Below are 22970 nucleotides of genomic sequence, written 5' to 3' on the forward strand. Positions count from 1 at the left end.
CCCCCGACGCGGCCCCGGCGTCTCCCACCGAGGCGCACGCGCCCCGCGCCACGGGATTGCCCAGAGCGGTGTGGGCCGCGGTCGCGGCGCTCTACGTGGTCCTCTTCCCGTACCACCCGGGCCTGCGCTCGCCCAACGAGCTGTGCCGCCTGTGGCAGACACGCGCCCTGGTGGAGGACGGGACGCTGGAGATCAACCGCGCCCTGCGCGACTACGGCCCGGTGGGCGACCTGTCCGTGATGGACGGGCGCTACTACCCGTCCAAGGCGCCGCTGCTGTCCTTCGCCGCGGTGCCCGTGTACGCGAGCCTGAGGCTCCTGGGAGGCAGCCACCGCTACGCCGTGCCGGAGGTGCCGCTCGTCTTCTTCAGCCGCCTCTTCCTCACGGTGCTGCCCACGCTGGGACTGCTGTGGCTGGTGCGTCGCTTCCTGCGCGCGTTCCTGTCGCCCGTCGTCGCGGACGGCGTCACGGTGACGTACGCGCTGGGCTCGCTCGCGTTCAGCTACTCGCTGCTCTTCATGAGCCACCAGACGACGGCGGTGCTGCTCTTCGCGGGCTTCTACGCGCTCTGGAAGCTGTCGCGCGGCGAGTGGCGCGAGCGTGGCTACATCGTGGCCGGCGCGTGCGCGGGCGCCACCGTCGCCGCCGAGTACACCGGCGCGCTCGGTGTGCTGGGCCTCATCCTCTACGCCGTCCTCACCGTGCCAGGCACGCCGGAGCCGTGGGCCGCGCGGCTGAAGAAGCTGGGCCGGGCCACGGGGCTCGCCGTGGTGGGCGCGCTGCCCTTCATCGTGGCGCTGGGGCTCTACCACCAGGCCACCTTCGGGCACCCGCTGGAGACGGGCTACAAGCACCTCAACGACGCGGCCTACCAGCCGTGGCACCTGGGCGGCTTCCTGGGCATCCGCACGCCGGATCCGCGCGCCTTCGCGCTGTCGTTCTTCTCTCCGCTCAGGGGCCTCTTCACCCTGTCGCCGTTCCTGCTGCTCGCGCTGCCCGGACTCGTGCTGCTCAAGCGCCTGGGCCGGACCTCCGCGGAAGGACGCGCCCTCTTCTGGATGTCCGCGGCCACGCTCGCCGGCTACACGTACTTCACCTCGTCGTTCACCTACGACTCGTGGGGCTGGACGACAGGCCCCCGGCACCTCACGGGGCTGGTGCCCTTCCTGCTGCTGCCCGCGGGTCTGGTGCTGGAGCGGCTGCGCGGCGCCGGCAGGCCGGTGCTGTCCGGCATCGCGGCCATGCTGTGCGCGGCGTCCGTGCTCATCACGGGCCTGGCCACCTTCGTCAACTACATCCCCGACGACGTCTCCACCCCCGTGCTCGCGCTGGCCCGGCCGCTCATGCTGGACGGCTACCACCCGCCCAACCTGCTCGCCTGGCTGGGCCTGCCCACGTCCCTGGCCGGCGCGGTGCTGTTCGCGGCGCTCGTCACCGTGGCGGCGTCCGTCTTCGGGGCGCTGGGCCGGGACGCGGCCGGACGCGCGCCTCCGCCGGCGGTCTGGGTGGCGGGGCTCGCCACACTGGCGGTGCTCGCGAGCGCGCAGGCGGTGTTCACCCGGAACGACCGGGCGGATCAGAACGCGGTGCGCTTCCTGGAGTCCGTCTGGCTCCAGCCCCCCGGCCGCCCCACCGCGCCCTTCTGGCCCCAAGCCGGCTCCTGAGCGCGTGGCTATACTGGCCTCCCCCTCGCTCGGAGACCGTGCATGACCTCGCGGTGGTTCCTGCTGTCCACCCTCCTGCTGTGCTCCCCGGCCCTCGCCCACGCCGAGGACGCCGCCGCCCTCTGGGACAAGAGCTGCAAGAACTGCCACGGCCCGGACGGCCGCGCCCAGACGCGCATGGGCCAGAAGGAGTCCATCCCCGACATGAGCCGGGCCTCCTGGCAGAAGAGGGAGTCGGACGCCGAGCTGCGCAAGGTCATCGCCAACGGCTCGTCCCACAACCCCAAGATGAAGGCCTACAAGGACCGGCTCACCCCGGAGCAGATGGACGCCCTGGTGGGATACATCCGCACCTTCAAGGCCGAGGCGAAGGAGTAGCGCTCGTGAATAACCCTTCGCGTCCGGGCGTCGTGGGGATTGGGAGAATTGGAGCCGCCATGAAGACCCTCACCGTCGCCATCGTGTTCTGCCTGTCCATGGTCAGCCTCTTCACGTCGGTGCGCGCCGACGCCAATGCCTTCCCCCGCCTGGAGCCGGGCATCTCCCAGCCGGTCGCGCTGATGCCCAAGGGCGGAGACGGCAAGGGCGGTGGCAAGGGCGGCAGCGACGGTGGCAAGGGCGGCGGCGAGGAGGATGAAGAGGAGTACCGCCGGCAGACCCGCGCCCTCTCCCAGAAGGCCGCCCTGGAACTGGTGGATCCCGGCGTCCTGGACGACATGCTCCGCCTGCGCGCCGCCGTGCGCGGCGGCCACCGCTGACGCCGGGCTACCTCGCAAGAATGAGGGGGCTCGCAAAGTTTGCGCAGCCCCCTGACGTCACACGGCACCCCCCCGCATCGCGGACATCCCTTATTCCGGCGGGTTGAGTGCCGGAATTCCCGGCACGAAGCTTGCTGTTCAGTGGCTCCCAAGACGTACCTCCCCCAGGGTACGTGAAGGAGCCCCAGATGGTGCGTCGCCCAACCCCCCGCCGTCAGTCCCGTGGCTTCACGCTCCTGCTCGCACTGGGCGTGGTCACGCTGGTGACGATGGCGGTGATGCTCAGCTACAGCGTGGTGGGCCGCGAGGCCGACAGCCAGGCCGACACCCGCCGCCAGAAGCAGGCGTTCTTCGCCGCCGAGGCGGGCCTCGCGGAAGGCCGTGAGACGGTGCGCCTCATCATGGCCAACGCCAAGAACCTCGGCGAGCTCACCATCGACCTGCGCGCGACCCTGGGTGCGCCGGTCAACGACATCCCGGGCCTGGGCTCCGCGGCCCGCCCCTATTTCGAGCTGCTCCCGCCCGGCGGTGGCGAGGTGTGGAACCGCTACGAGCTGCTCACGAGCACCCTGGAGGATGCCGAGCTCCCCGCCAACGTCGACTACCCGGAGCAGCGCAACGTGCGCTACCGCGTCTTCGTGCGGGACGACGACGACAGTGATCCCAGCCCGGAGGTCGACGGCAACCAGCAGGTGTGGGTCGTCTCCATCGCCGAGGTGGCGAATCCCCGGGGCCGCCCGACGCGCTCCGTCGTCCAGGCGCTCGTGACCAACGTGAGCACCCAGTCGATCGTCGGCCCTGGCACCCCCTCCGGGAACGCCAACATCAACAACTAGTTCCCGCAGCCGGTGGCACCGCCGCGTCCCTTTTCCAGAACTCCTGCCTCCCCCCGAGCCCTCCATGAAACGCCTGACTCCCCTGCTGCTTCTGCTCCCGGCGCTCGCCAGCGCCCAGGACCGCGGCGAACTGGCCTTCAACAAGGCCTGCGCCAAATGCCATCCGGCCGAGGTGCAGAAGCGCTCCTTCGGCACCCGCGCACCGGCCGGCCCCCCCATGGCCACGGTGCTGCGCAGGAAGAGCCTGGAGGAGATCCGCACGTGGACCGTGGCACCGCACCGGATCAACCCGAAGACCAACTGCGACACGCGGCTCCTGGCCCCCGACGACATGGACGCGCTCGTGAGCTTCCTGGCGACGGTGACGGTGGCCACGCCGCCTCCGCGCCGGATGCTCCTGCGGCAGCAACTGGAGCAGGGCGGCACGCAGAAGGTTCGTGAACAGCCCGAAGCCGAAGAGAAGGCGAAGTCCCAGCCCAAGAACCAGGGGAAGAAGTGATGCGGACGTTCTACAAGGGACTCTTTGCCCTGGCGCTGACGCTCTCGTCGCCGGCCCTGACGGCCACCACGCCCACCCAGCTCTGCCGCAACGACCTGGACGAGGACGCCCAGGGTGACTTCAAGCTCGGTCCGGACGGCCTCACCGTCGCCAACGACACCATCATCCTGCGCCCTGACGGCCGCCTCCAGCTCAACACCAACCTCAAGAAGCTGGACTCGGAGAACATCACCTTCCCGTTCGACCAGCGCGTCACCATCAGCTACGTGTACGAGTCCGCCGGTGCGTCGCACGCGCTCGGCTACATGTACCTGGATGACGTGAAGGACCGCCACTACGCGGACGCCAACGGCAACCTCGTCGACCTCAACAACAACGGCATCCTCGACCTGCACGAGGCCCTCTACAACCTCACGCCGGCGGACGACACCAAGCTGACCCACAAGTACATCGGCGTGCTGCCGCGCCGCTGTGACAAGACCTTCACGTCCGGTGGCATCAAGTACAACCATCCCGAACTGGCGATGGACAAGGACTGCAAGGAGAAGTTCGAGTCCCAGCTCGACACCACGGACGCGCGGCCAGGACGCACGTCGGGCGCCTACAACATCAAGGCGGACTGGGTGGGGCTGCAGATGCCCCTGAACAACAACAACTTCGACACTCCCAAGGACCTCTCGGACAACGACGCGTCCGACAAGGGGTTGTTCCCCCACATCCCCAACCTGCTGGAGCCGAGCGCCGCAGCCAACGGCTATCTGGGCCTGGGGCGCATGGTCTTCCTGCTCGCGGATGACGACAGCGACAAGACCGTCTTCCGCAAGCTGGGCCCCGTGCAGGATGCCACCACCGACAACGACGGCATCCCGGACTACGACGTCTCCAAGTACGACTACCGCGGCCTCGAGCAGTCGGTGAACCCCGACCCCGGCATCACCGCCCGTGACCGCACGGTGGACCTGGGCCTCATCGAGGGCGGCAAGGAGATCGTCTTCTTCGCCATCGTCTACTACGACGCCCGCCACAACCTGGACAACGACACGGTCGCGCCCTGCCTCAAGCGCAAGAAGTACTCGGACAACGCCGCCGAGGACGGCAAGTGCCTGCTGCACCTGCGCACGTCCATCTCCGTGTTCTTCTCCAAGGCCACCTGGAACATGGACCAGAACTTCCTGGCCCCCGCGGACAACAAGGTGGCCGAGCGCAACATCGGTTGCGAGTACTCCGACCAGTGCAACCCGCCCGGCTACAAGGACGCCTGCACCATCGTCAACACGAACAAGAAGGCCTGCGGCTGGCTGGACGACGCCACCCTCCAGCGCCTGAACACGAACACCTACAACAACCTGCTCATGCCCAAGGAGGGCGTGACGGTGATGCGGCCTGGCACGGAGCCGGGGCTCGAGAAGAAGGAAATCGACCGGATGAACTACATGCCCCACGTCATCGTGGGCGCACCCACCACCGACCCCTTCCGGTGGATCCTCGGCTTCGAGGACCTCAACGGCGGTGGTGACCGGGACTTCAACGACATCGTGTTCCTCATCAACAAGGAGAACGGCGGTGGCGCCAAGTCCACCACCATCACCTCCAAGGTGCTGAGCCCGGAGGGCGATACGCCCGGCCAGAACTTCACCATCACCAAGGTGCGCTTCCGCCGTCAGGACGACGTGGCGCCCTACGCGAAGCCCGGCAATCCCCCCACGGAGATCCGCAAGGACTGCACTTCAGCGCCTTGCTGGACCGAGGAGGCCAAGAATGCCTGCACGTCGACCGGCATCCTGCCCACCATCACCTATTCCATCGCGGTGGACTGCCGCACCTTCGACCCGGTCAACATCAAGTACAACGACAACCCGAACCCCACGTGGGTGCCCGTGGTCTTCCCGGCCCAGACGCCCGCCGCCCAGGAGGTGGAGATCGACATCCTGGCGCTGGGCCTGACCGGTTCGCAGCTGTGCTGGAAGGTGGACATCAGCAGCCCCAACGAGCAGTGCCGTCCCATCATCGACGACGTCGACATCGGCTATCAGGCCGTGCGCGCGGGTGCCTATTCGCGCGCCACCCCCACCACGGTGGGCAACGTGGTCATGTGGGGTGTGAACGAGACGCCGGGACAGAACTGGGGCACGGGTTGGCCCTCCGTGGAGAGCAGCCTGCCCGCTCCCGGTATCCGGGCCTATGACGGCGCCAAGGACTACACCCTGCGAGGCCGGTTGTACCTCCAGTCCATCTACGACCCTGAGAACCCCGAGACGACCACCAACGAGCAGCAGTGGGAGGGCGGCCGCGTGATGGCCGTGTCCATGACCTCCGGTGAGCCGCGCAACCGCAAGCTCTACTCGATGAACGCCGCGGGCCAGCGCAAGGAGGTCAAGGAGCTGGCCGGCACCGCCGACAGCGTGCTGTTCCCGGACGTGCTCTGCAACGACTACAGCGAGATCGACAGGCGCTATCCGTATGACCTGAACAAGGACAACATCTGCGGCACGCCCACCATCACGCAACCCCCGGGGACGGACAAGCACATCACCGGCGACCACAACGACCGCGACTTCCTGGTGGACTGGCTGTACGGCTACGAGAACCGTCACGCCGCCGGGGCCAACAACGCGCGCCGGCCCTGGCCCATGGGCGGCGTCAACCAGTCCACCGTGGGCGTGGCCGTCCCGCCGTATCAGGACTCCTGGTACCAGGCCGCGAAGGCCAGCGAGCGCGACCTGTACTTCAAGAACTTCATGACGCCCCTGAAGGAGCGGAGCAGCATCGCCTATGTGGGGACGATGACCGGTGTGCTCCACGCCTTCGACACGGGCGAGTATCGCGCGGCCCTGAACGACGAGTGCGTCTCTGGCAGCCAGTACCGGGGCTTCTTCGTTCCGGAGAAGTGCGGCACGAAGGAGAAGCCCGCCGAGCGCATGTACGGCAAGGGCAGCGAGGTCTTCGCCTACATGCCCAGGCTGATGCTGGGCCAGTACCGCAACCAGTACGTGCGCTTCCGCAACTCCGGCACCCTCGTGCGCCCCCAGATGGACGCCACGCCGGCCATCGCCAACGTGGACCTGGGTGACAAGAACGGCTGGGACGCCAGCATCAAGTACGACTGGACCCCGCTGACCACGGAGAACAAGAAGCAGGGCGCCAAGACGGTGCTCGTCTCCGCGACGGGCAAGACCTCCCCCGTGGTCTTCTCGCTCGACATCACGAATCCGAAGGACTCGTGGTACCCCTCGCCCATGTGGGAGTTCAGCTTCATGGACACCGCCATGGCCTCCTACTTCAGCGCGGCGCAGGTCCTGAACAGCGCCGTGCTGCTGCCGGACAACAGCGGTTCGCGGCACGTCCCCAACGTCGCCCGCATCTCCTGGGGCTCCGCGGATGAGAAGGACCGGCGTTGGGTGTCGGTGGTGGGCACGGACTACCAGCCGGCGGACAAGCGCGCGGGCACCGTCTACGTGCTCGACATGAAGACGGGCCAGCCGCTCGAATCCGGCTCGGGTCCGGCGGGCAAGTACGCGGGCGTCATCACGCTGGAGAAGGGCTCCGGCGTCGCGGCGGCGACGCCGATGGTGGACCTGGACCGGGACGGCAGCTACGACGTGATGTACGTCCCCACCACGTCCGGAAGCGTCTGGCGCGTCAACTTCAAGAAGGTGAAGATCACCGACCCGGCCGGCGACCAGGTCCAGAAGTGCATGCTGGCGCATGCCGCCACGGCCCTGAAGGACCACAAGGACGCCGCCAGCCAGACGGCGCTGGAGCTCCAGCAGCTCTACTCCAGCATGGCGGTGCAGTTGGTCACCACCAAGACGGGGCCGGCGGTGCGGTTCTACTTCGGCACCAGCGACAATCCGGATGAGTACTCGGACGGCTATCCCGAGTTGGATCCCAAGAAGCCCACCTACCAGTACCACCTGCTCGCCTTCGAGGACTCGGACCCGACCGGCAGCAAGCCGTGCGCGGAGCTCAAGCCCCTGTGGGTGCAGAAGATGGATGCGGGCCAGAAGCTGTGGGGCGGTGTGGCGCTCAGCGAGGAGAACGTCTTCGCCGCCACCGCGGCGGGCACGGCCGCGGACATCTGCAACCTGAGCGATACGCTCAAGGGTCAGTCGTACGTCGCCAACAAGGGGACAGGCGCACTGATCAGCAAGAAGGACAACAGCTTCCACGCCATCGTCGCGCCCGTCATCCATGACGGCTTCGTCCTGCAGGGCACGGTGACCGGAGATGTCGCGCCGACGCCCGCGCCTGAGAACCCGGACGGGAAGCACAACAACCCGACCGCCAATGGTGGCGTTCCCCGTTCGCAGATCATGATGTGGGAGCCGCTGCCCGACGGGAGACTGCCGCAATGAAGCAGCGTGCCTCACGAGGCGTCACCCTGTTGGAGGTCATGGCCACGATGACGGTCATGCTGCTGGGCGTCATGGCGGCCATGACCGTCGTGACCCAGACGAGCGCCTCCAACCGGCGCACGCTGACCGCCAACCAGGCCCAGGTGATCGCGGAGCAGGCCCTGGAGCGGGTCATGACGCTGGGCTGCCTGAACCCGACCTGCAACAACCTGCGGGACGAGAACTACTCCGTCTGGCAGACGGCTTCGGGGGCGCTGCGGACCATCGCGCCCACGGAGCCGGGCCTGGTGGCGAGGGAGTACAGGGTGAACATCGACGTGGACAACCCGAGGGAGCCCATCACCATGGAAGGGGCCAAGGTGGGCTGGCCCCCGCTGGACCGCATCGTCGTGGCGGGAGCGCCTGGCACCGTCGTGAACGTGCGGGTGTCCGTGAGCTGGGATGAGCCGGGGTTTCGCTCGGACCGGCAGATGGTGGTCCTCCAGACGCGGATGGCGCCATGAAGACCTCCTCGTTCCAGGGCCGGGGGTTCACGCTCCTTGAGATGATGATCGCCAGTGCCCTGGGTGTCGTCGTCATCACCACGGGGCTGGTGGTGGGCACCCAGATGCAGAAGCGCGCCCTCTTCGAAGAGCAGACGATGACGGCGCAGGTGACGGGCCGGACCGTGAAGGACGTGCTCGTCGCCGACGTGTGGCGGGCGGGCGTGGGCATGGGCAACACGCCCATCGCCTTCGACGTCGACGATGAGCGGTCCGCCATCACGGTGTGGCACAGGGCCGACCTGACCGCGGACGCGACCTTCGTGCAGGCCCCCACGGCGGCGCTGGCCTCGGACGCCCTCCAGCTCTACTGGGGTGAGACGAACGGAGCCATCACGCTGGCGTCATGCCCGGGGGGAGACTTCCGGAACGGCAATACCTTCTGCGCGCTCCCCGAGGCCCCCACGGCCCTGGTCACACCCAGTGGCCCGACGCTCGCGGTCATGGCGAGCGGTGGCCGCCGGATGGCGTGCCCCGTGAACATCACCGCCGTGGCGCCTGGCGCGCCCGGCAGCATGTCCACCATCACCACCGACGGCGCCGACAAGAACCCTGCCTGCATCGACGGCGCTGCCGCCTGGAGCGGGCCCACAGGGCTGGCCATTGACGTCGTGAACTGGATGGCCATGCGGCTGGGGGGCGTGGCCTACCGGGTGAACTGGAGGAACAACATCCCCACGCTGGAGTACCGGCCCGTGGGGGAGGCCAACTGGTTGCCGCTGAGCCGTGACGTGGAACAGCTCACCGTGCGGGAGGGGCTCATCGACTTCAACAACCCCGACAACGCCCTGCAGTGGTTCCCCAATGAAGGCATGCTCCCCGTCCCCGCGCAGGCACACCCGGCCATCTCCGAGTGCACGCTGGCGAAGTACGACACCAACGAATGCTCACTGGGTCTGCTGGAGGCGGATGGCTCCGCGGTGGTGAAGCCCCCCAATGACCTGGATCTGCGCAAGAGGCTCCGCCAGCGGGTCCGCCAGTTGGAGGTGACCCTGGTCATCCGGACCCGTCGTTCCAACCAGGAAGCGATCCAGCCCGGGCTGGATGAGGAAGGCTTCGTGCGAGACGGGTACAGCCGCCGACGGTTCACCTTCACGGTCGAGCCCCGCAACTTCATGAGCGTGGGAATGGTCCGGGTGGCCGGAGCGGGAGGGGCAGCGCCATGAAGAACACGCGAGGAATGACGCTGCTGGAGATGATGACGGCCGTCGCGGTGTTGGGGGTGCTCGCCACCCTCGCCATTGCCGGCATGCAGGGCAACATCAGCGCCCAGCGCGAAAACACCGCGACGCGTGAGTTGTGGTCGTCCGCGCTGCGGGCACGCCAGCTCGCCATCAGCACGAACCAGCCCGTGCGCATCGTGGTGGAGAACGACATCACCCTGCCAGACGGCTCGCGGGCCACCGTGGCGCGCTGGGAGCGCCTGAAGTGTGGCACCGACCTCAGCCCCCCGGATGAATGGACCCTGGACAACTGCCCCAGTCCAGCCTGTGTGGACAAGACCTGCCGCACCGAGCCCAACTGCTGCACGGACACGGGGCAGGACATCATCATCCCCACCACGATGAGCGCCGCGGACATCAACAACCTGTGCTTCCTGCCGGGTTCCGGCCGGCCGGCGCTCAACAAGATGGACTGCCTGCAGGGGCAGCTCGGTCAGCCCGCCACCATCGCGGGGGCGGCGCCCTTGGATGAATCCATCCAGTTCCGGTTCACCTCCAACCGCGCCAAGAGCGTGCTGATGGTGGAGCCGCTGACGGGCATGTCCAACGTGATGGATTGCGATTCGATGTCCGCCACCACCACGGACACCGCCAAGCGGGACATCCGGCTGGCGAACGCCTGCGACAAGCCCTGAGCGGGCCTGCCGCGCGCCCGGGGACCTTCCCATGTCCCGGGCGCGCGTGAGCCTCCCCGCCCAGCGGCCGTCCCGCTGTCCCCCTGGACACGACAGGTGTCCGCATCCAGCGTTGATTTGGGAGAGGCCGCACCCTAATTAGCCGAGGGCCCCACACGGGCCCCCGAATGGATACCTCTCCTCCTCCGAAGTCCGATGGCACGCCCTGGCCCGGCGGCGCTCCCCCTTCCTCCGGTGATGCCTTCGCCCGGCTCCTCGCCTCCCTGCGCGTGGGACACCGTGCGCGGACGCAGGGGGTGAAGGGCGCGGCGCGCGGCCACCTGCTCGCCCGCCTGCACCGCGAGCTGCGCGCGCCCCTGGTGTGCGTGGCCGTGGATGAAGAAGCGGCGGACGCGCTCGCGCACGACCTGGCCTTCTTCCTGGGAGGCACCGGCAGCCTGCTGGAGCCTCGCGTGCTGCGGCTGCCCGCGGACGAGGTGCTCCCGTACGACGAACTGTCGCCGGAGGCAGGCCCCATCACGGAGCGCCTGGGCGCGCTGTTCCACCTGGCGCGCGGCACGCCGTTCCCCGCGCTGGTGCTGTCCCTGCGCGCGCTGCACCGCCGCGTGCTGCCGCTGGGGGTGATGGAGGGGCTGGCCCAGCGCGTGGAGGTGGGCCAGGACTTCGACCGGGACTCGCTGGCGCGGAAGCTGGCGTTGATGGGCTACCAGAACAGCCCGCTGGTGGAGGACAAGGGCACCTTCAGCGTGCGCGGCGGCCTGCTGGACGTCTTCAGCCCGCTGTACGAGCGGCCGGTGCGCCTGGAGTTCTTCGGGGACACCATCGAGTCCATCCGCGTCTTCGACCCGGAGTCGCAGCGCACCGTGGACGCGCTCAAGACGGTGGACCTGGTGCCCGCGCGCGAGCTGCTGCTCACCGACGACACCCGCCCGCGCGCCGAGGCCGCCGCCCGCGCGGTGGCGGACCGCATCAACCTGCCCACCATCAAGCTGCGCGAGCGGCTGGACGCGCTCCGCGAAGGCCTGCCCGGCTTCGGGCTGGAGGGGCTCTTGCCCGGCTTCTTCGAGGGCGGGCTGGCCTCGGTGTTCGACTACCTGCGCGCGTGGGCGAAGGAGCCCGTCGTCTACCTGGACGACCCGATGGGCCTGGACCGCGCGCTGGAGGAACTGACCGCGGAGCTGGCGAAGGGCGTGGAGGAGGCGGACGCGCGCCAGGACCTCACCTATCCACCGGAGCACCACTTCCTCACGCGCGAGGGCGTGGCGGAGGGCCTCAAGGCCCTGCGCGTGATGGAGGGCGGAGGCCTGTCGCTCACGCAGTCCGAAGCGCCCGTGGCCTTCACCTTCGGCACGACGCAGGACCTGCGCGAGGCCATCCTCGCGCACCACGGTGAGGAGGGCGCGCTCACCCCGCTGGTGGAGCGGCTCCAGCGCTGGCGCGACACCGGCGTGGCGTGCGCGGTGGCGTGCGGCACGCTCAGCCAGGCGGACCGGCTGAAGCGGCTGCTGTTGGACCGCTCCGTGATGGTGAAGGTGCACACGGAAGCGCTGCAGGAACCGGCGAAGCTCTACGAGCCGGCCATCTGGGCGCACCTGTTCACCGGCGAGGTGAGCCACGGCTTCATCGACCCGGAAGGCCGGTTGGCGGTGCTCGCGGACGAGGAGATTTTCGGCGTCCGCTCCCGCCGCCGCGTCAAGCGCAGCAAGAAGCTGGACGCGTTCGCCGCGGGCTTCAAGGACCTGAAGGAAGGCGACCTCATCGTCCACACCGACTTCGGCATCGGGCGCTACGCGGGCCTGACGAAGATGGAGGTGCAGGGCGTGCCGGGGGACTTCCTCGTCCTGGAGTACGCGGGGCGGGACAAGATCTATCTACCGGTGGGCCGCATGAGGCTCATCCAGAAGTTCACCGGCGGCGACCCGGAGAAGGTCCAGCTGGACAAGCTGGGCACGACGAGCTGGGAGAAGACGAAGAAGCGCGTCAAGGAGCAGCTGCTCAAGATGGCGGCGGAGCTCCTGCAGATGGCCGCCGCGCGCAAGGCGCACCCGGGCTATGCGTTCGCGCCGCCGGACCGCTACTTCGCCCAGTTCGAGGCGGACTTCGAGTTCGACGAGACGCCGGACCAGGCGAAGGCCATCGAGGACGTGCTCGCGGACATGCAGAAGGCGCAGCCGATGGACCGGCTCGTCTGCGGCGACGTGGGCTACGGCAAGACGGAGGTGGCGATGCGCGCCGCCTTCAAGGCCACGTTGGACCGCAAGCAGGTGGCGGTGCTGGTGCCCACCACGGTGCTGGCGCAGCAGCACTTCCACTCCTTCAAGAAGCGCTTCAAGGACTACCCCGTCACGGTGGAGGTCATCTCCGGCATCCGCAAGCCGCCGGAGATCCGCGACATCCTCCGCCGCGCGAAGGAGGGCAAGGTCGACATCGTCATCGGCACGCACAAGCTGCTGGCGGGCGAAGTGGCCTTCAAGGACCTGGGGCTCCTGGTGGTGGACGAGGAGCAGCGCTTCGGCGTGAAGCAGAAGGAGGCGCTCAAGCGGCTGCGCACGCAGGTGGACGTGCTGACGCTGACGGCGACGCCCATCCCCCGCACGCTGCACATGAGCATGTCCGGCGTGCGCGACATGAGCATCATCGCCACGCCGCCGCAGGACCGCCGGGCCATCCGCACCTTCGTGATGAAGTACGACGAGGGCGCCATCAAGGAGGCCGTGGAGCGGGAGATTGCCCGCGGTGGCCAGGTCTTCTTCGTGCACAACCGCGTGGAGTCCCTGCCGTCCATGGAGCAGGAGCTGAAGAAGCTCCTGCCCAACGTCTCCATCGGCGTGGCGCACGGCCAGATGGGCGAGGGGCAGCTGGAGAAGGTGATGCTCCAGTTCACGGAGCACAAGTTCCAGGTGCTGCTGTGCACCAGCATCATCGAGAGCGGCATCGACATCTCCAGCGCCAACACGATGATCGTCAACCGCGCGGACCAGTTCGGCCTGGCGCAGCTCTACCAGCTGCGCGGACGCGTGGGCCGCAGCAAGGAGCGCGCGTACGCGTACCTGATGGTGCCCACCCGCCGTCCGGTGACGAAGGACGCGCAGCGGCGCCTGGAGGTGCTCCAGAACTTCACGGAGCTGGGCGCGGGCTTCTCCATCGCCAGCCACGACCTGGAGATTCGCGGCGCGGGCAACCTGCTGGGCGAGAAGCAGTCCGGCGCCATCGCGGAAATCGGCTTCGACCTGTACGCGCAGCTGATGGAAGAGGCGGTGGCGGAGCTGCAAGGCCAGCCGCCCAAGGTGCACGTGGAGCCGGACATCAACCTGCCCATGCCGGCGCTCATCCCCGACGACTACGTGGCGGACGTGCACCAGCGGCTGGTGTTCTACAAGCGCTTCAGCCAGGCCAGCCACCCGGACGAGGTGACGGACCTGCGCGCGGAGCTGGTGGACCGCTACGGCGAGGCCCCCGACGAGGTGGACGCCCTCTCCGAGGTGACGCTCCTCAAAATCGACATGCGCGAGCTGCGGCTGCGCGCGCTGGAGGGGGGCCCGGCCCGGCTGTCGCTGGCGCTGGGCGGCGACGCGCTCCTGGACGGCGCGAAGGTGGCGGGGCTGGTGCAGCGCTCCAAGGGCTTCTACCGGCTGACGCCGGACATGAAGCTCATCGCCCGCGTGCCCCCGGAGGTGAAGGGGCACGCCCTGCTGGCGGAGGCGCACAAGCTGCTGCGCGACGTGGGCACCTGCGCGCTGCCCCGGCACTGACGCACGCCCGGGGACTTACGATAGGCTGGCCGCCGAATGGCGATTGAGAAGGCGTTGTTGCTCATCGCGGACATCGGCGGCTACACCCGCTTCATGCGGCAGCACCGCTTCGGTCTCGCGCACGCGCAGGACACGGTGGCCCAGCTGCTGGAAGCCGTCATCGACGCGTCCGGGCGGTTCAAGCTGGCGAAGCTGGAAGGCGACGCGGCCTTCTTCTACGCCGTGGGCGAGGACACCTCGCCGGTCGCGAAGCAGGTGGCGGCCATCCGCCGCGCGTTCCTGGAGCGCCGGGAGCAGCTGGCCATCGACCGCATGTGCAACTGCGACGGGTGCACGCAGGTGGGCAACCTGACGCTCAAGTTCGTGGCCCACGCCGGAGAGGTCGCCTTCCAGAAGGTGAAGCACCTCACGGAGCTGGCGGGGGTGGACGTCATCCTCCTGCACCGGATGCTGAAGAACGACGTGCCCATCTCCGAGTACGTCCTGATGACGGACGCGGTGCACCAGCACCTGGGGCCAGAGCTGCGCCAGCTCAGCCAGGGGCTGGAGCACGACTTCGAGGGCATGGGCCGCACGTCGACGCACTACATCGAGCTGAGCTCGCTGGTGACGAGCGTGCCCGCGCCGCGCCCCAACCTGCTGCGCAAGTTGTGGAACAAGCTGACCCTGGAGCTGCGCTCGCTGAAGTACGTGCTCGGCTTCAAGGAGGCGTGCGAGGGCTTCCGCAACGTCGAGGTCGTCGACGCCGTACCCGAGAAGCCCTGAGCCGCGCCTTCAGCCTCCCGTGCAGAAGCGCGCGACGGCCTGCGTGAGGGCGGCCTCGCAGCGCACCAGGTCCTCCATGGGGACGAACTCGCCCGTCTGGTGCGCGACGCGGATGTCGCCGGGGCCGAACACCACGGCCTCCGCGCCCAGCTCCGTGAGCTGCGGGGCCTCCGTGCCGAAGGACACCGTTTCGGACGCGTTGCCGCTGACCTGCTCCAGGAAGCGCACCACGTCCGCGTCGCCGCGCGTGTGGACGCCGCGGTCCATGCGCAGGACCTTGATGCGCGCCTCGTAGGCGGGCTCGTCGCGGGTGAGCTCCTGGCGGATGTGCTCCATCATCTCCGGGACGCGCTCGGCGGCCTGTCCGGGGATTGGGCGCCACTCCACGGTGAAGCGGCAGGAGCCGGGCAGGACGTTCTTCGCCTTGCCGCCCTGGATGAGGCCTACGTTCACGGTGGTGAAGGGCGGCTGGAAGCCCTCGTCGCGGTCCTCGCGGAGGACGGTGTTCGCCAGCGTCTCCAGCCGGTGCAGGAAGCGGCCGGCGCGGAAGATGGCGGACGCGCCCAGCTCCGGGTACGCGCTGTGCCCTTCCTTGCCCAGCACCTCCACCTCCGCCAGGCAGTAACCCTTGTTGGCGCGCACGGGGATGAGGCGCGTGGGCTCGCCGACGATGGCGTGCCTGGCGCGGCCCAGGCCGGCGGACACCAGCTTCTTCGCGCCCACCAGGCCGACCTCTTCATCGGCGGTGAGGATGACGAGCAGGGGCGCGTCCAGCTTCGGCAGGTCCTTGCGGGTGGCGGTGTGCAGCGCGCAGGCGATGAAGCCCTTGGTGTCGCAGGCGCCGCGGCCGTACAGCTTGCCGTCGCGTTCGGTGAGGCGCAGCGCGTCCGTCCAGGCGGCGTCGTAGGGCACGCAGTCGGAGTGGCCCACCAGGGCCAGCGCGGCGCGGTCGGCGTCGCCCTTGCGCGCGACGAGGTTCACCTTCGCCACGCCCGCGTCGTCGGTGTAGTGCTGGCGCTCGGCGGTGAAGCCCGCGGCCTCCAGCCTCGCCTGGGCGTAGTCGATGAGGGGCGCGTTGGGGCGCGAGGACGTGGTGTCCAGTGCCACCAGTTCCGCCAGGGTGGCCCGCAGCGCGGGCAGCGTGTCGCTCATGGGACGGCCTCCAGTCAGGCCACCTCCATGCCACCGCCCGCGCCGCGACGCCAGTGTGGCCGTGCCCTCAGCGTCGTGCGGAGGCCACCGCGTCCGCGTCCGTGGCCGAGGGGAACACGGAGTTGTCATCCGCTCCCGGCCGGCCCAGCCCCTTGGAGATGGCGGGCGCGGACGCCGTCACCCGGCCCACGTAGAAGACGCCGTGGTAGCCGTCCTTGTTGGGCGAATCCCAGACGTGCACGAAGAAGCGGTCGCCGTTGTCCTTGCCCTTCGTTTCCTTCACGCCGCAGTCCAGCTTGCGGCTGCGCTCATCCGGCGCGCAGATCCACGCAGAGCCGCTGTCGTAGGCCACGTCCAGCGCCACCACGTGCTTCAGCCGGGCGGCCAGGAGCCTCCCCATGGGCTGGTACTGCTTGTCCCAAGGCAGGCCCTTCGCTGTACGGGGATGGATGTTGCCGCTCACCACCAGATGGAAGCGCGCGGGGCCGGATTCCACTTCCTTCAACACCGTGGCGGCCAGGGCCTGCTCACGCTGTTGTCCCGTCAGCTTCGGGTGGTCATAGACGAACACCGCCACGTCCAGGCCTCGTGCGCGCAACTGCCGCAACTGCTCCAGCATGTTCGCCACCGCCTCGCTGCCACGGCCGTCCGGGTACGGGCTGCGCCAGAACGGGGCCTCCATCAGCTTGAGCCAGTCCTCTTCCCTGCCCTGGCTCTGGAGGAAGGTGGTGATGCGCGCCTGGTTCTCCACTGGCAGCTCCAGGCCCACCGACACGGGCGTGCCCACCCCGGTGAGCTGGCAGGCGGACTGCGCGATGAAGCGCGGCACCTCCTGCGTGCCATGCAGTTCTCCCAGCAGCATCACCCCGCCCGCCTTCGCCTGGGCCTTCAGGCCGAGGATGGGCGCGCCGCACTCGGTGAACGCGGGCGCGGACTCCGCTTCGGGTGCTTTCGCCACCGGTTGCATGGACGTGCGTGGGGGGCTCCCGTCCTTCGCCTCCAGGCCCGGCGCGATGGCGTTGAACACCCGCCACTCCATGGTCAGGTCGCGCGTGCCATGCGCGGACTCCGCGACGATGGCGTTCTCTCCGCGCGGCATCGCGAACCGGTCCTCGTCATCCTCCATGCTGAGGCCGAGGCCGCCTTCGAGCGTCTCCGGAGCTCCGGGCGCGGGAACGAGTCCCTGGCTGATATCGTCCATCCGCCGGCGGTCCATGCCCATGTTGCGGCTCGCGCCCCACTCCAGCTCCTTGCCGGGCGCGGAGAGCGTCTTGTTCGCGCTGCGGGTGACGCGGATGATCCACAGCTTGCTCTTCGTAGGTGTCTCCCGCTTGCCCAGCACGAGATAGCGGTGCCAGTAGCCAGAGATCTTCGAGCCACCGAACTCCTCCTTCCATTCGGTCTGCAGCACCGGGCTGTCCGGGGCCTCGCGGAAGCTCAGCTTCGCGTCCACGAAGTATTGGCGCACGGAGGGCCACACTTCCTCCAGGGGCCGGTCGTAGATGGCCTCTCGCCCCATCAGGTCCCAGTCCACTGGACGTGCGGCACAGCCCGCCGCCAGGAACACCGCCAGACATCCCACGTTCAGCATCGAGCGCATTCGCAGTGCTCCCTTCGTGGCATTCATCACAGACCCGACGGGGGCGACACCGCTCCCGGGTTCCCCAGGCCCTTGAGGACAGCGGGCTCGGAGGCCGTCACGTGCCCCACGTAGAAGACGCCGTGGTAGCCGTCATTGTTGGCCGAGCTCCACGTGTGCATGAAGAAGCGGTCGCCGTTGTCCTTCCCCTTCGCTTCCTTCACACCGCAGTCCAGCTTGCTGGTTTGCTTGTTCGCCGCGCAGATCCACGCCGTGCCGCTGTCGTAGGCCATGTCGAGTGCAGTGACGTCCTCGACCTGGTCCTTCAGCAGGTAGCCCATGGGCTGGTACTGCTTGTCCCAGGGCAGGCCCTTCGCCGTGCGGGGATGGATGTTGCCGCTCGTCACCAGGTGGAAGCGCTCCGGCTTTGCCTTCACCTGTGCCAGCACCGTCTTCGTCAGCGCGTCCTCGCGCTGCTGGCCGGACAGCTTCGGGTGGTCGTAGACGAACACCGCCACGTCCAGGCCCTGCGCTCGCAAGTGGCGCAACTGCTCCAGCATGTTCGCCACCGCCTCGCTGCCTCGGCCGTCCGGATACGGGCTGCGCCAGAACGGGGCCTCCATCAGCTTGAGCCAGTCCACGTCACCGCCCTGGCTCTGGAGGAAGGTGGTGATGCGATCCTCGTTCTCCACCGGCAGCTCCAGTCCCACCGTCACCGGCATGCCGGACGTGACGAGCTGACACACGGACTGCGCGATGAAGCGCGGCACCTCCTGCGTGCCGTGCAGCTCACCCAGCAGCATCACCCCACCCGCCTTCGCCAGCTTCTTCAGGCCGAGGATGGACTGGCCGCATTCGGTGAACGTCGCCGCTGCCTTCGCCACCGGCTGCTCCGTCTTCACCGGCTGCGTCTTCGCGAGCTTGGGCATGATGCCCCGGAAGACCCGCCACTCCATGGTCAGGTCGCGCGTCCCCTGTCCCGACTCCATGTAGAAGGCGTTCTCTCCCACCGGGAAGGCCAGCCGGTCCTCAGTGTCTTCCACGCTCAGGACATTCGGATCATCGCCCCCGGCAACGGCCCGGGAGATACCCCAGTCGATCTCCTTGCCCGGCTGGGACAGCGCCTTGTTCACCGACTTGGTGATGCGGGTGATCCACAGCTTGCTCTTCGTCGGCGTCTCCCGCTTGCCGATGACCATGTACCGGTGCCAGTAGCCCGCGATCTTCGAGCCGCCGAACTCCTGCTTCCACTCGGTCTCCAGCACCAGGCTGCCCCGGTCCTCCCGGTAGGGCAGGTTCGCATCCTTGAAGTACTCACGGACCGACGGCCACATCTCCTCCAGCGGCACGTCGTAGATGGCTTCGTAGTCCGGCGTCTCCAGGTCCTGCCGCCCCGCGCAACCCACCGCCAGGAGCAACGCCAGCCATCCCACTTTCACCATCGAGCGCATTCGCAGTGTCCCCTCTCGTTCCGCGATGCCCGAATAACGTCGTGGGGGCGGTGGACATATCGAGGCCCGTGAAAAGCCAGAGGCCGCGCGGGCCACCGGCTCCGGTGACTCGCACGGCCCCTGTGCTTCTGCCTCGGGTCCGGGTTACGGAGCGGACGCGGGCGCCGCGTCCGGGTTCCCCAGACCCTTGTTGATGGCGGGTTCGGACGCCGTCACGTGGCCCACATAGAAGACCCCGTGGTAGCCCTCCTTGTTGGTTGAGTTCCACCGGTGCACGAAGAAGCGGTCGCCGTTGTCCTTCCCCTTCGCTTCCTTCACACCGCAGTCCAGCTTGCGTCCCTGCACATCCGCCGCGCAGATCCACGCCGTGCCGCTGTCGTAGGCCATGTCCAGCGCCGTGACGTCCTCGACCTGGTCCTTCAGCAGGTAGCCCATGGGCTTGTACTGCTTGTCCCAGGGCAGGCCCTTCGCCGTGCGCGGATGGACGTTGCCACTCACCACCAGGTGGAAGCGCTTGGGTGTCGCCTTCACCTGCGCCAGCACCGTCTTCGTCAGCGCGTCCTCACGCTGCTGGCCGGACAGCTTCGGGTGGTCGTAGACGAACACCGCCACGTCCAGGCCCTGCGCTCGCAACTGTCGCAGCTGCTCCAGCATGTTCGCCACCGCCTCGCTGCCACGTCCGTCCGGATACGGGCTGCGCCAGAAGGGGGCCTCCATCAGCTTGAGCCAGTCCACCTCGCCGCCCTGGCTCTGGAGGAACGTGGAGATTCGCTCCTCGTTCTCCACCGGCAGCTCCAGGCCCACCGTCACCGGCATGCCCGCCGTGACGAGCTGACACACGGACTGCGCGATGAAGCGCGGCACCTCCTGCGTGCCGTGCAGCTCACCCAGCAGCATCACCCCACCCGCCTGCGCCAGCTTCTTCAGGCCGAGGATGGACTGGCCGCACTCGGTGAAGGCCGGTGCGTCCTTCGCGCCCGGCGCCTTCGCCACCTGCTGCTCCGCGCTCACCGCCTGCTGCTTCGCGAACTTCGGCATGATGCCCCGGAACACCCGCCACTCCATGGTCAGGTCTCGCGTGCCCTGTCCCGAGTCCACGTAGAAGGCGTTCTCTCCCACCGGGAAGGCGAGCCGGTCCGCATCGTCCTCCACGGAGACGCCATACGCCTCGCTCGCGGACGCATCCCCCGGGGCCCCCGTACCGCGATCACCGGGAGGTCCGCCGAGCCCGCGGCCAGCGCCCCAATCCAGCTGCCGGCCGGGCTGGGCCAGCGCCTTGTTCACCGTCTTGGTGATGCGGATGATCCACAACTTGCTCTTGGTCGGCGTCTCCCGCTTGCCGATGACCATGTAGCGGTGCCAGTAGCCGGCGATCTTCGAGCCGCCGAACTCCTGCTTCCACTCGGTCTCCAGCACCAGGCTGCCCCGGTCCTCCCGGTAGGGCAGATTCGCGTCCGTGAAGTACTCACGGACCGACGGCCACATCTCCTCCAGCGGCATGTCGTAGATGGCTTCGTAGTCCGGCGTCTCCAGGTCCTGCCGCCCGGCACAGCCCCCCACCGCCAGTCCCATCAGCATCACCAGCGACAACCAGATTCCTGAACGCATCCACATCCTCCCGCACCCTCAACGCGCCGACGGCGCCCCCCATATCGAACCGGGTCCCCTCCCCTACGGGTAGAGGCGCCGGGCGAGCTGCTGGAAGGCCCTGCCACTCTCCTCCGTCAGCGGATGGCGGCCGTCCCGGACCACGAGCCGCCCCGCCACCGCCACCTCGCGCACCGCGCCTCCCGCCGCGCCGAAGACGATGCCCGGCAGGAGCGACGCGGAGCTCGCGCCCACCAGCGACGGGTGATGCACGTCCACCGTGAAGAAGTCCGCGGGCGACCCCGGCGACAGCGTGCCCGTGCCCATCCCCAGGCTTCGCGCGCCCTGCACCGTGGCCATGTCGAAGAGCCGCGCCGCCAGTCCATCCAGCGTCCCTGTTCCCGGGTCCAGCACCGCGCGGCGCAGCCGCACCAGCCGCAGGTGCTGCTCCAGCTGCCGGGCCTCGTCCAGCAGGTCCACCACCGTCTGGCTGTCCGAGCCGAAGCTCACGCGCGCCCCGGCCTTCACCAGCGCGTCCGCCGGCACGATGCCGTCACCCAGGTTGCGCTCCGTGGACGGGCACGCGCACACCGTGGCCTCCGCGCGGCCCAGCAGCGCCACTTCGTCCTCCGTCAGGTGCACGCCGTGCACGGCCGTGAAGCGCGGCCCCAGCAGGCCCACGTCCGACACCAGCTCCACCGGACGGCGGCCGTGCTCCGCGAGGCACGCCTCAATCTCCTTCGGCTGCTCCGCCACGTGCATGTGGATGGGCATGCCGGCGGGCGCGGAGCGGGCCACCTGCGTCAGCCAGTCCCGCGACACCGCGCGCACGCTGTGCGGCGCGAGCCCCACGTTCACCCGCGCGTCACCGCGTGTCGCGTGGGCCAGCGCCTCCGTGGTGGACAGGAACGTGTCCACGTCCGCGTCGATGAAGCGGCGCTGGCGCGGGTTCGCTTGCACGTTGAAGCCCGCGCGCCCGTAGCCCACCCGCAGCAGGCAGATGCGCAGCCCCACGTCCGTGGCCGCGCGGATGACCGCGTGCGCCAGCGCGTTGCGGTCCGCGTAGGGCGTCCCATCCGGCTGGTGGTGCAGGTAGTGGAACTCGCCCACCGTGGTGATGCCCGCGAGCACCATCTCCAGGAACACCTGCCGGGAGGCGATGTGGACTTCATCCGGCGTGAGCGCCTCCGCGGCGCGGTACATCGCCTCGCGCCAGGACCAGAAGTCGTCCTGGCCTCCGGCGGACGCCACGTATTCGGTGCGCCCGCGGATGAGCCGCTGGAACGCGTGCGAGTGGCCGTTGACGAGCCCCGGCAACAGCGCCCGCCCCGCGAGCCGCTCCACGCGCGCGCCTTCGGGCACCGCGGCGAGGACCCGGCCATCCGCGCCCACCGCCAGCGCTCGGCCTTCGTGGAAACGCCCTTCCGTGAAGAGGAAGTCGGGTTGGTAGACAGTGATGTCGCTCACGCGCGGCAGCGTATGCCAGTTCGCCGCGACGCGCGGTAGCGGCTTCAGGCGCCCATTTCGGCGGTGTCCATGAAGGGCAATCGGCTGTCCGCCCAGGGCCGGGTGCGCACCGCGTCGCGGATCCACGTGCCGTGGCGCCGTTCGTCCTCACGGTGGCGCCGGATGAGGGCCTTCACTTCGGGGGACCACTCGAACTGGAGCGCCAGCTCATAAGCCCGGTCGAACAGCTCCTCGTTGCCCAACATGGCCCACAGCGTGGCCTCCGTCCCCATCAGCCCCGTCATGGCCGTCAGGCCCTTCATCGCGGAGCCCTTCAGGTCCGGGCGCAGCGTCACCGGCTCGCCCCCGAAGTGCTGGATGAGCGCGTTGAGGTCCTGCACGTGGCGCAGGTGGTCCGCGCGGAAGCTGTTGAGTCGCTCGCGCACCAGGGCGGGCCCGATGCGGGCGATGGCCACGTCATACGCGCCCACTGCATCGGCATCGAGCTGGGCCAGGCTGTGCAGGCGATCCACTTCGGACTTGTTGGCCATGGGTGCCTCCTCCAACCGGGTGCCGAGAATGCTTGGGCCCGAACAACGTGGGGCCTCCTCCGCGCGGAACCAACGGCCCTCCCCGGTACCCATCCCTCCTCCGCACCCAGGGCAGGCGGGCAGCCTGCGCTTCACTCGGGGGTGTGGCCGAAAAGCGGGTCCCGGGTCCGCATGG

General features: G+C 68.9%; 17 protein-coding genes. 11 read left to right on the forward strand and 6 right to left on the reverse strand.

The annotated features are described in order from the left end of the window. Positions 1-68: 68 nt before the first annotated feature. From D7Y11_RS10120 to D7Y11_RS10170, 11 genes are all read left to right on the forward strand, one after another. Positions 69-1664 (forward strand): hypothetical protein, encoded by a 1596-nt coding sequence (locus D7Y11_RS10120; protein WP_121751782.1) that lies wholly within the window; start codon positions 69-71, stop codon positions 1662-1664. A 42-nt stretch (positions 1665-1706) separates the two neighbouring features. Continuing rightward, on the forward strand, positions 1707-2042 hold the full coding sequence (locus D7Y11_RS10125) for a cytochrome c (RefSeq protein WP_121751781.1): 336 nt from the start codon (positions 1707-1709) through the stop codon (positions 2040-2042). Positions 2043-2101: 59 nt separating this feature from the next. Continuing rightward, positions 2102-2422 (forward strand): hypothetical protein, encoded by a 321-nt coding sequence (locus tag D7Y11_RS10130; RefSeq protein ID WP_120574424.1) that lies wholly within the window; start codon positions 2102-2104, stop codon positions 2420-2422. 188 nt (positions 2423-2610) lie between these two features. Continuing rightward, positions 2611-3258 carry a hypothetical protein gene (locus tag D7Y11_RS10135; RefSeq protein ID WP_120574423.1) on the forward strand — a complete coding sequence of 216 codons (648 nt, stop codon included), beginning with the start codon at positions 2611-2613 and terminating at the stop codon, positions 3256-3258. A 64-nt stretch (positions 3259-3322) separates the two neighbouring features. Then, a complete protein-coding gene (locus D7Y11_RS10140) occupies positions 3323-3757 on the forward strand; it encodes a cytochrome c (protein ID WP_120574422.1) in 435 nt (144 codons plus the stop codon). Then, a complete protein-coding gene (locus tag D7Y11_RS10145; RefSeq protein ID WP_121751780.1) occupies positions 3757-8112 on the forward strand; it encodes a DUF4114 domain-containing protein in 4356 nt (1451 codons plus the stop codon). The genes D7Y11_RS10140 and D7Y11_RS10145 overlap by 1 nt, the downstream gene beginning before the upstream one ends. Continuing rightward, on the forward strand, positions 8109-8615 hold the full coding sequence (locus D7Y11_RS10150) for a prepilin-type N-terminal cleavage/methylation domain-containing protein (RefSeq protein ID WP_120574420.1): 507 nt from the start codon (positions 8109-8111) through the stop codon (positions 8613-8615). Before D7Y11_RS10145 ends, D7Y11_RS10150 begins: the two co-directional genes overlap by 4 nt. After that, positions 8612-9820: a PilW family protein gene (locus D7Y11_RS10155; RefSeq protein WP_120574419.1), complete on the forward strand. Its 1209-nt coding sequence runs from the start codon at positions 8612-8614 to the stop codon at positions 9818-9820. Before D7Y11_RS10150 ends, D7Y11_RS10155 begins: the two co-directional genes overlap by 4 nt. Further along, entirely contained in the window at positions 9817-10512 is a 696-nt protein-coding gene (locus D7Y11_RS10160; RefSeq protein WP_126933568.1) for a Tfp pilus assembly protein FimT/FimU, read from the forward strand. Before D7Y11_RS10155 ends, D7Y11_RS10160 begins: the two co-directional genes overlap by 4 nt. A 167-nt stretch (positions 10513-10679) precedes the next feature. Next, entirely contained in the window at positions 10680-14264 is a 3585-nt protein-coding gene (gene mfd / locus D7Y11_RS10165; protein ID WP_121751778.1) for a transcription-repair coupling factor, read from the forward strand. 36 nt (positions 14265-14300) lie between these two features. Next, a complete protein-coding gene (locus D7Y11_RS10170) occupies positions 14301-15029 on the forward strand; it encodes a DUF2652 domain-containing protein (protein ID WP_126933569.1) in 729 nt (242 codons plus the stop codon). Positions 15030-15038: 9 nt separating this feature from the next. On the opposite strand, the gene argE is transcribed toward D7Y11_RS10170, so the two are convergent. From argE to D7Y11_RS10200, 6 genes are all read right to left on the reverse strand, one after another. Next, a complete protein-coding gene (gene argE, locus D7Y11_RS10175) occupies positions 15039-16181 on the reverse strand; it encodes an acetylornithine deacetylase (RefSeq protein WP_126933570.1) in 1143 nt (380 codons plus the stop codon). Positions 16182-16248: 67 nt separating this feature from the next. Continuing rightward, a complete protein-coding gene (locus D7Y11_RS10180) occupies positions 16249-17781 on the reverse strand; it encodes a hypothetical protein (RefSeq protein WP_126933571.1) in 1533 nt (510 codons plus the stop codon). 26 nt (positions 17782-17807) lie between these two features. Next, positions 17808-19211: a hypothetical protein gene (locus D7Y11_RS10185; RefSeq protein WP_126933572.1), complete on the reverse strand. Its 1404-nt coding sequence runs from the start codon at positions 19209-19211 to the stop codon at positions 17808-17810. A 144-nt stretch (positions 19212-19355) separates the two neighbouring features. Next, on the reverse strand, positions 19356-20819 hold the full coding sequence (locus D7Y11_RS10190; protein ID WP_121751785.1) for a hypothetical protein: 1464 nt from the start codon (positions 20817-20819) through the stop codon (positions 19356-19358). Between the two features lie 63 nt (positions 20820-20882). Further along, on the reverse strand, positions 20883-22265 hold the full coding sequence (gene hutF, locus D7Y11_RS10195; protein WP_121751776.1) for a formimidoylglutamate deiminase: 1383 nt from the start codon (positions 22263-22265) through the stop codon (positions 20883-20885). 44 nt (positions 22266-22309) lie between these two features. Next, complete coding sequence (locus tag D7Y11_RS10200; RefSeq protein WP_120574411.1) at positions 22310-22795, reverse strand: DUF2383 domain-containing protein; 486 nt, start codon at positions 22793-22795, stop codon at positions 22310-22312. Positions 22796-22970 lie beyond the last annotated feature (175 nt).

It is taken from the genome of Corallococcus sp. AB018 (assembly GCF_003986945.1).
Classification (GTDB): domain Bacteria; phylum Myxococcota; class Myxococcia; order Myxococcales; family Myxococcaceae; genus Corallococcus; species Corallococcus exiguus.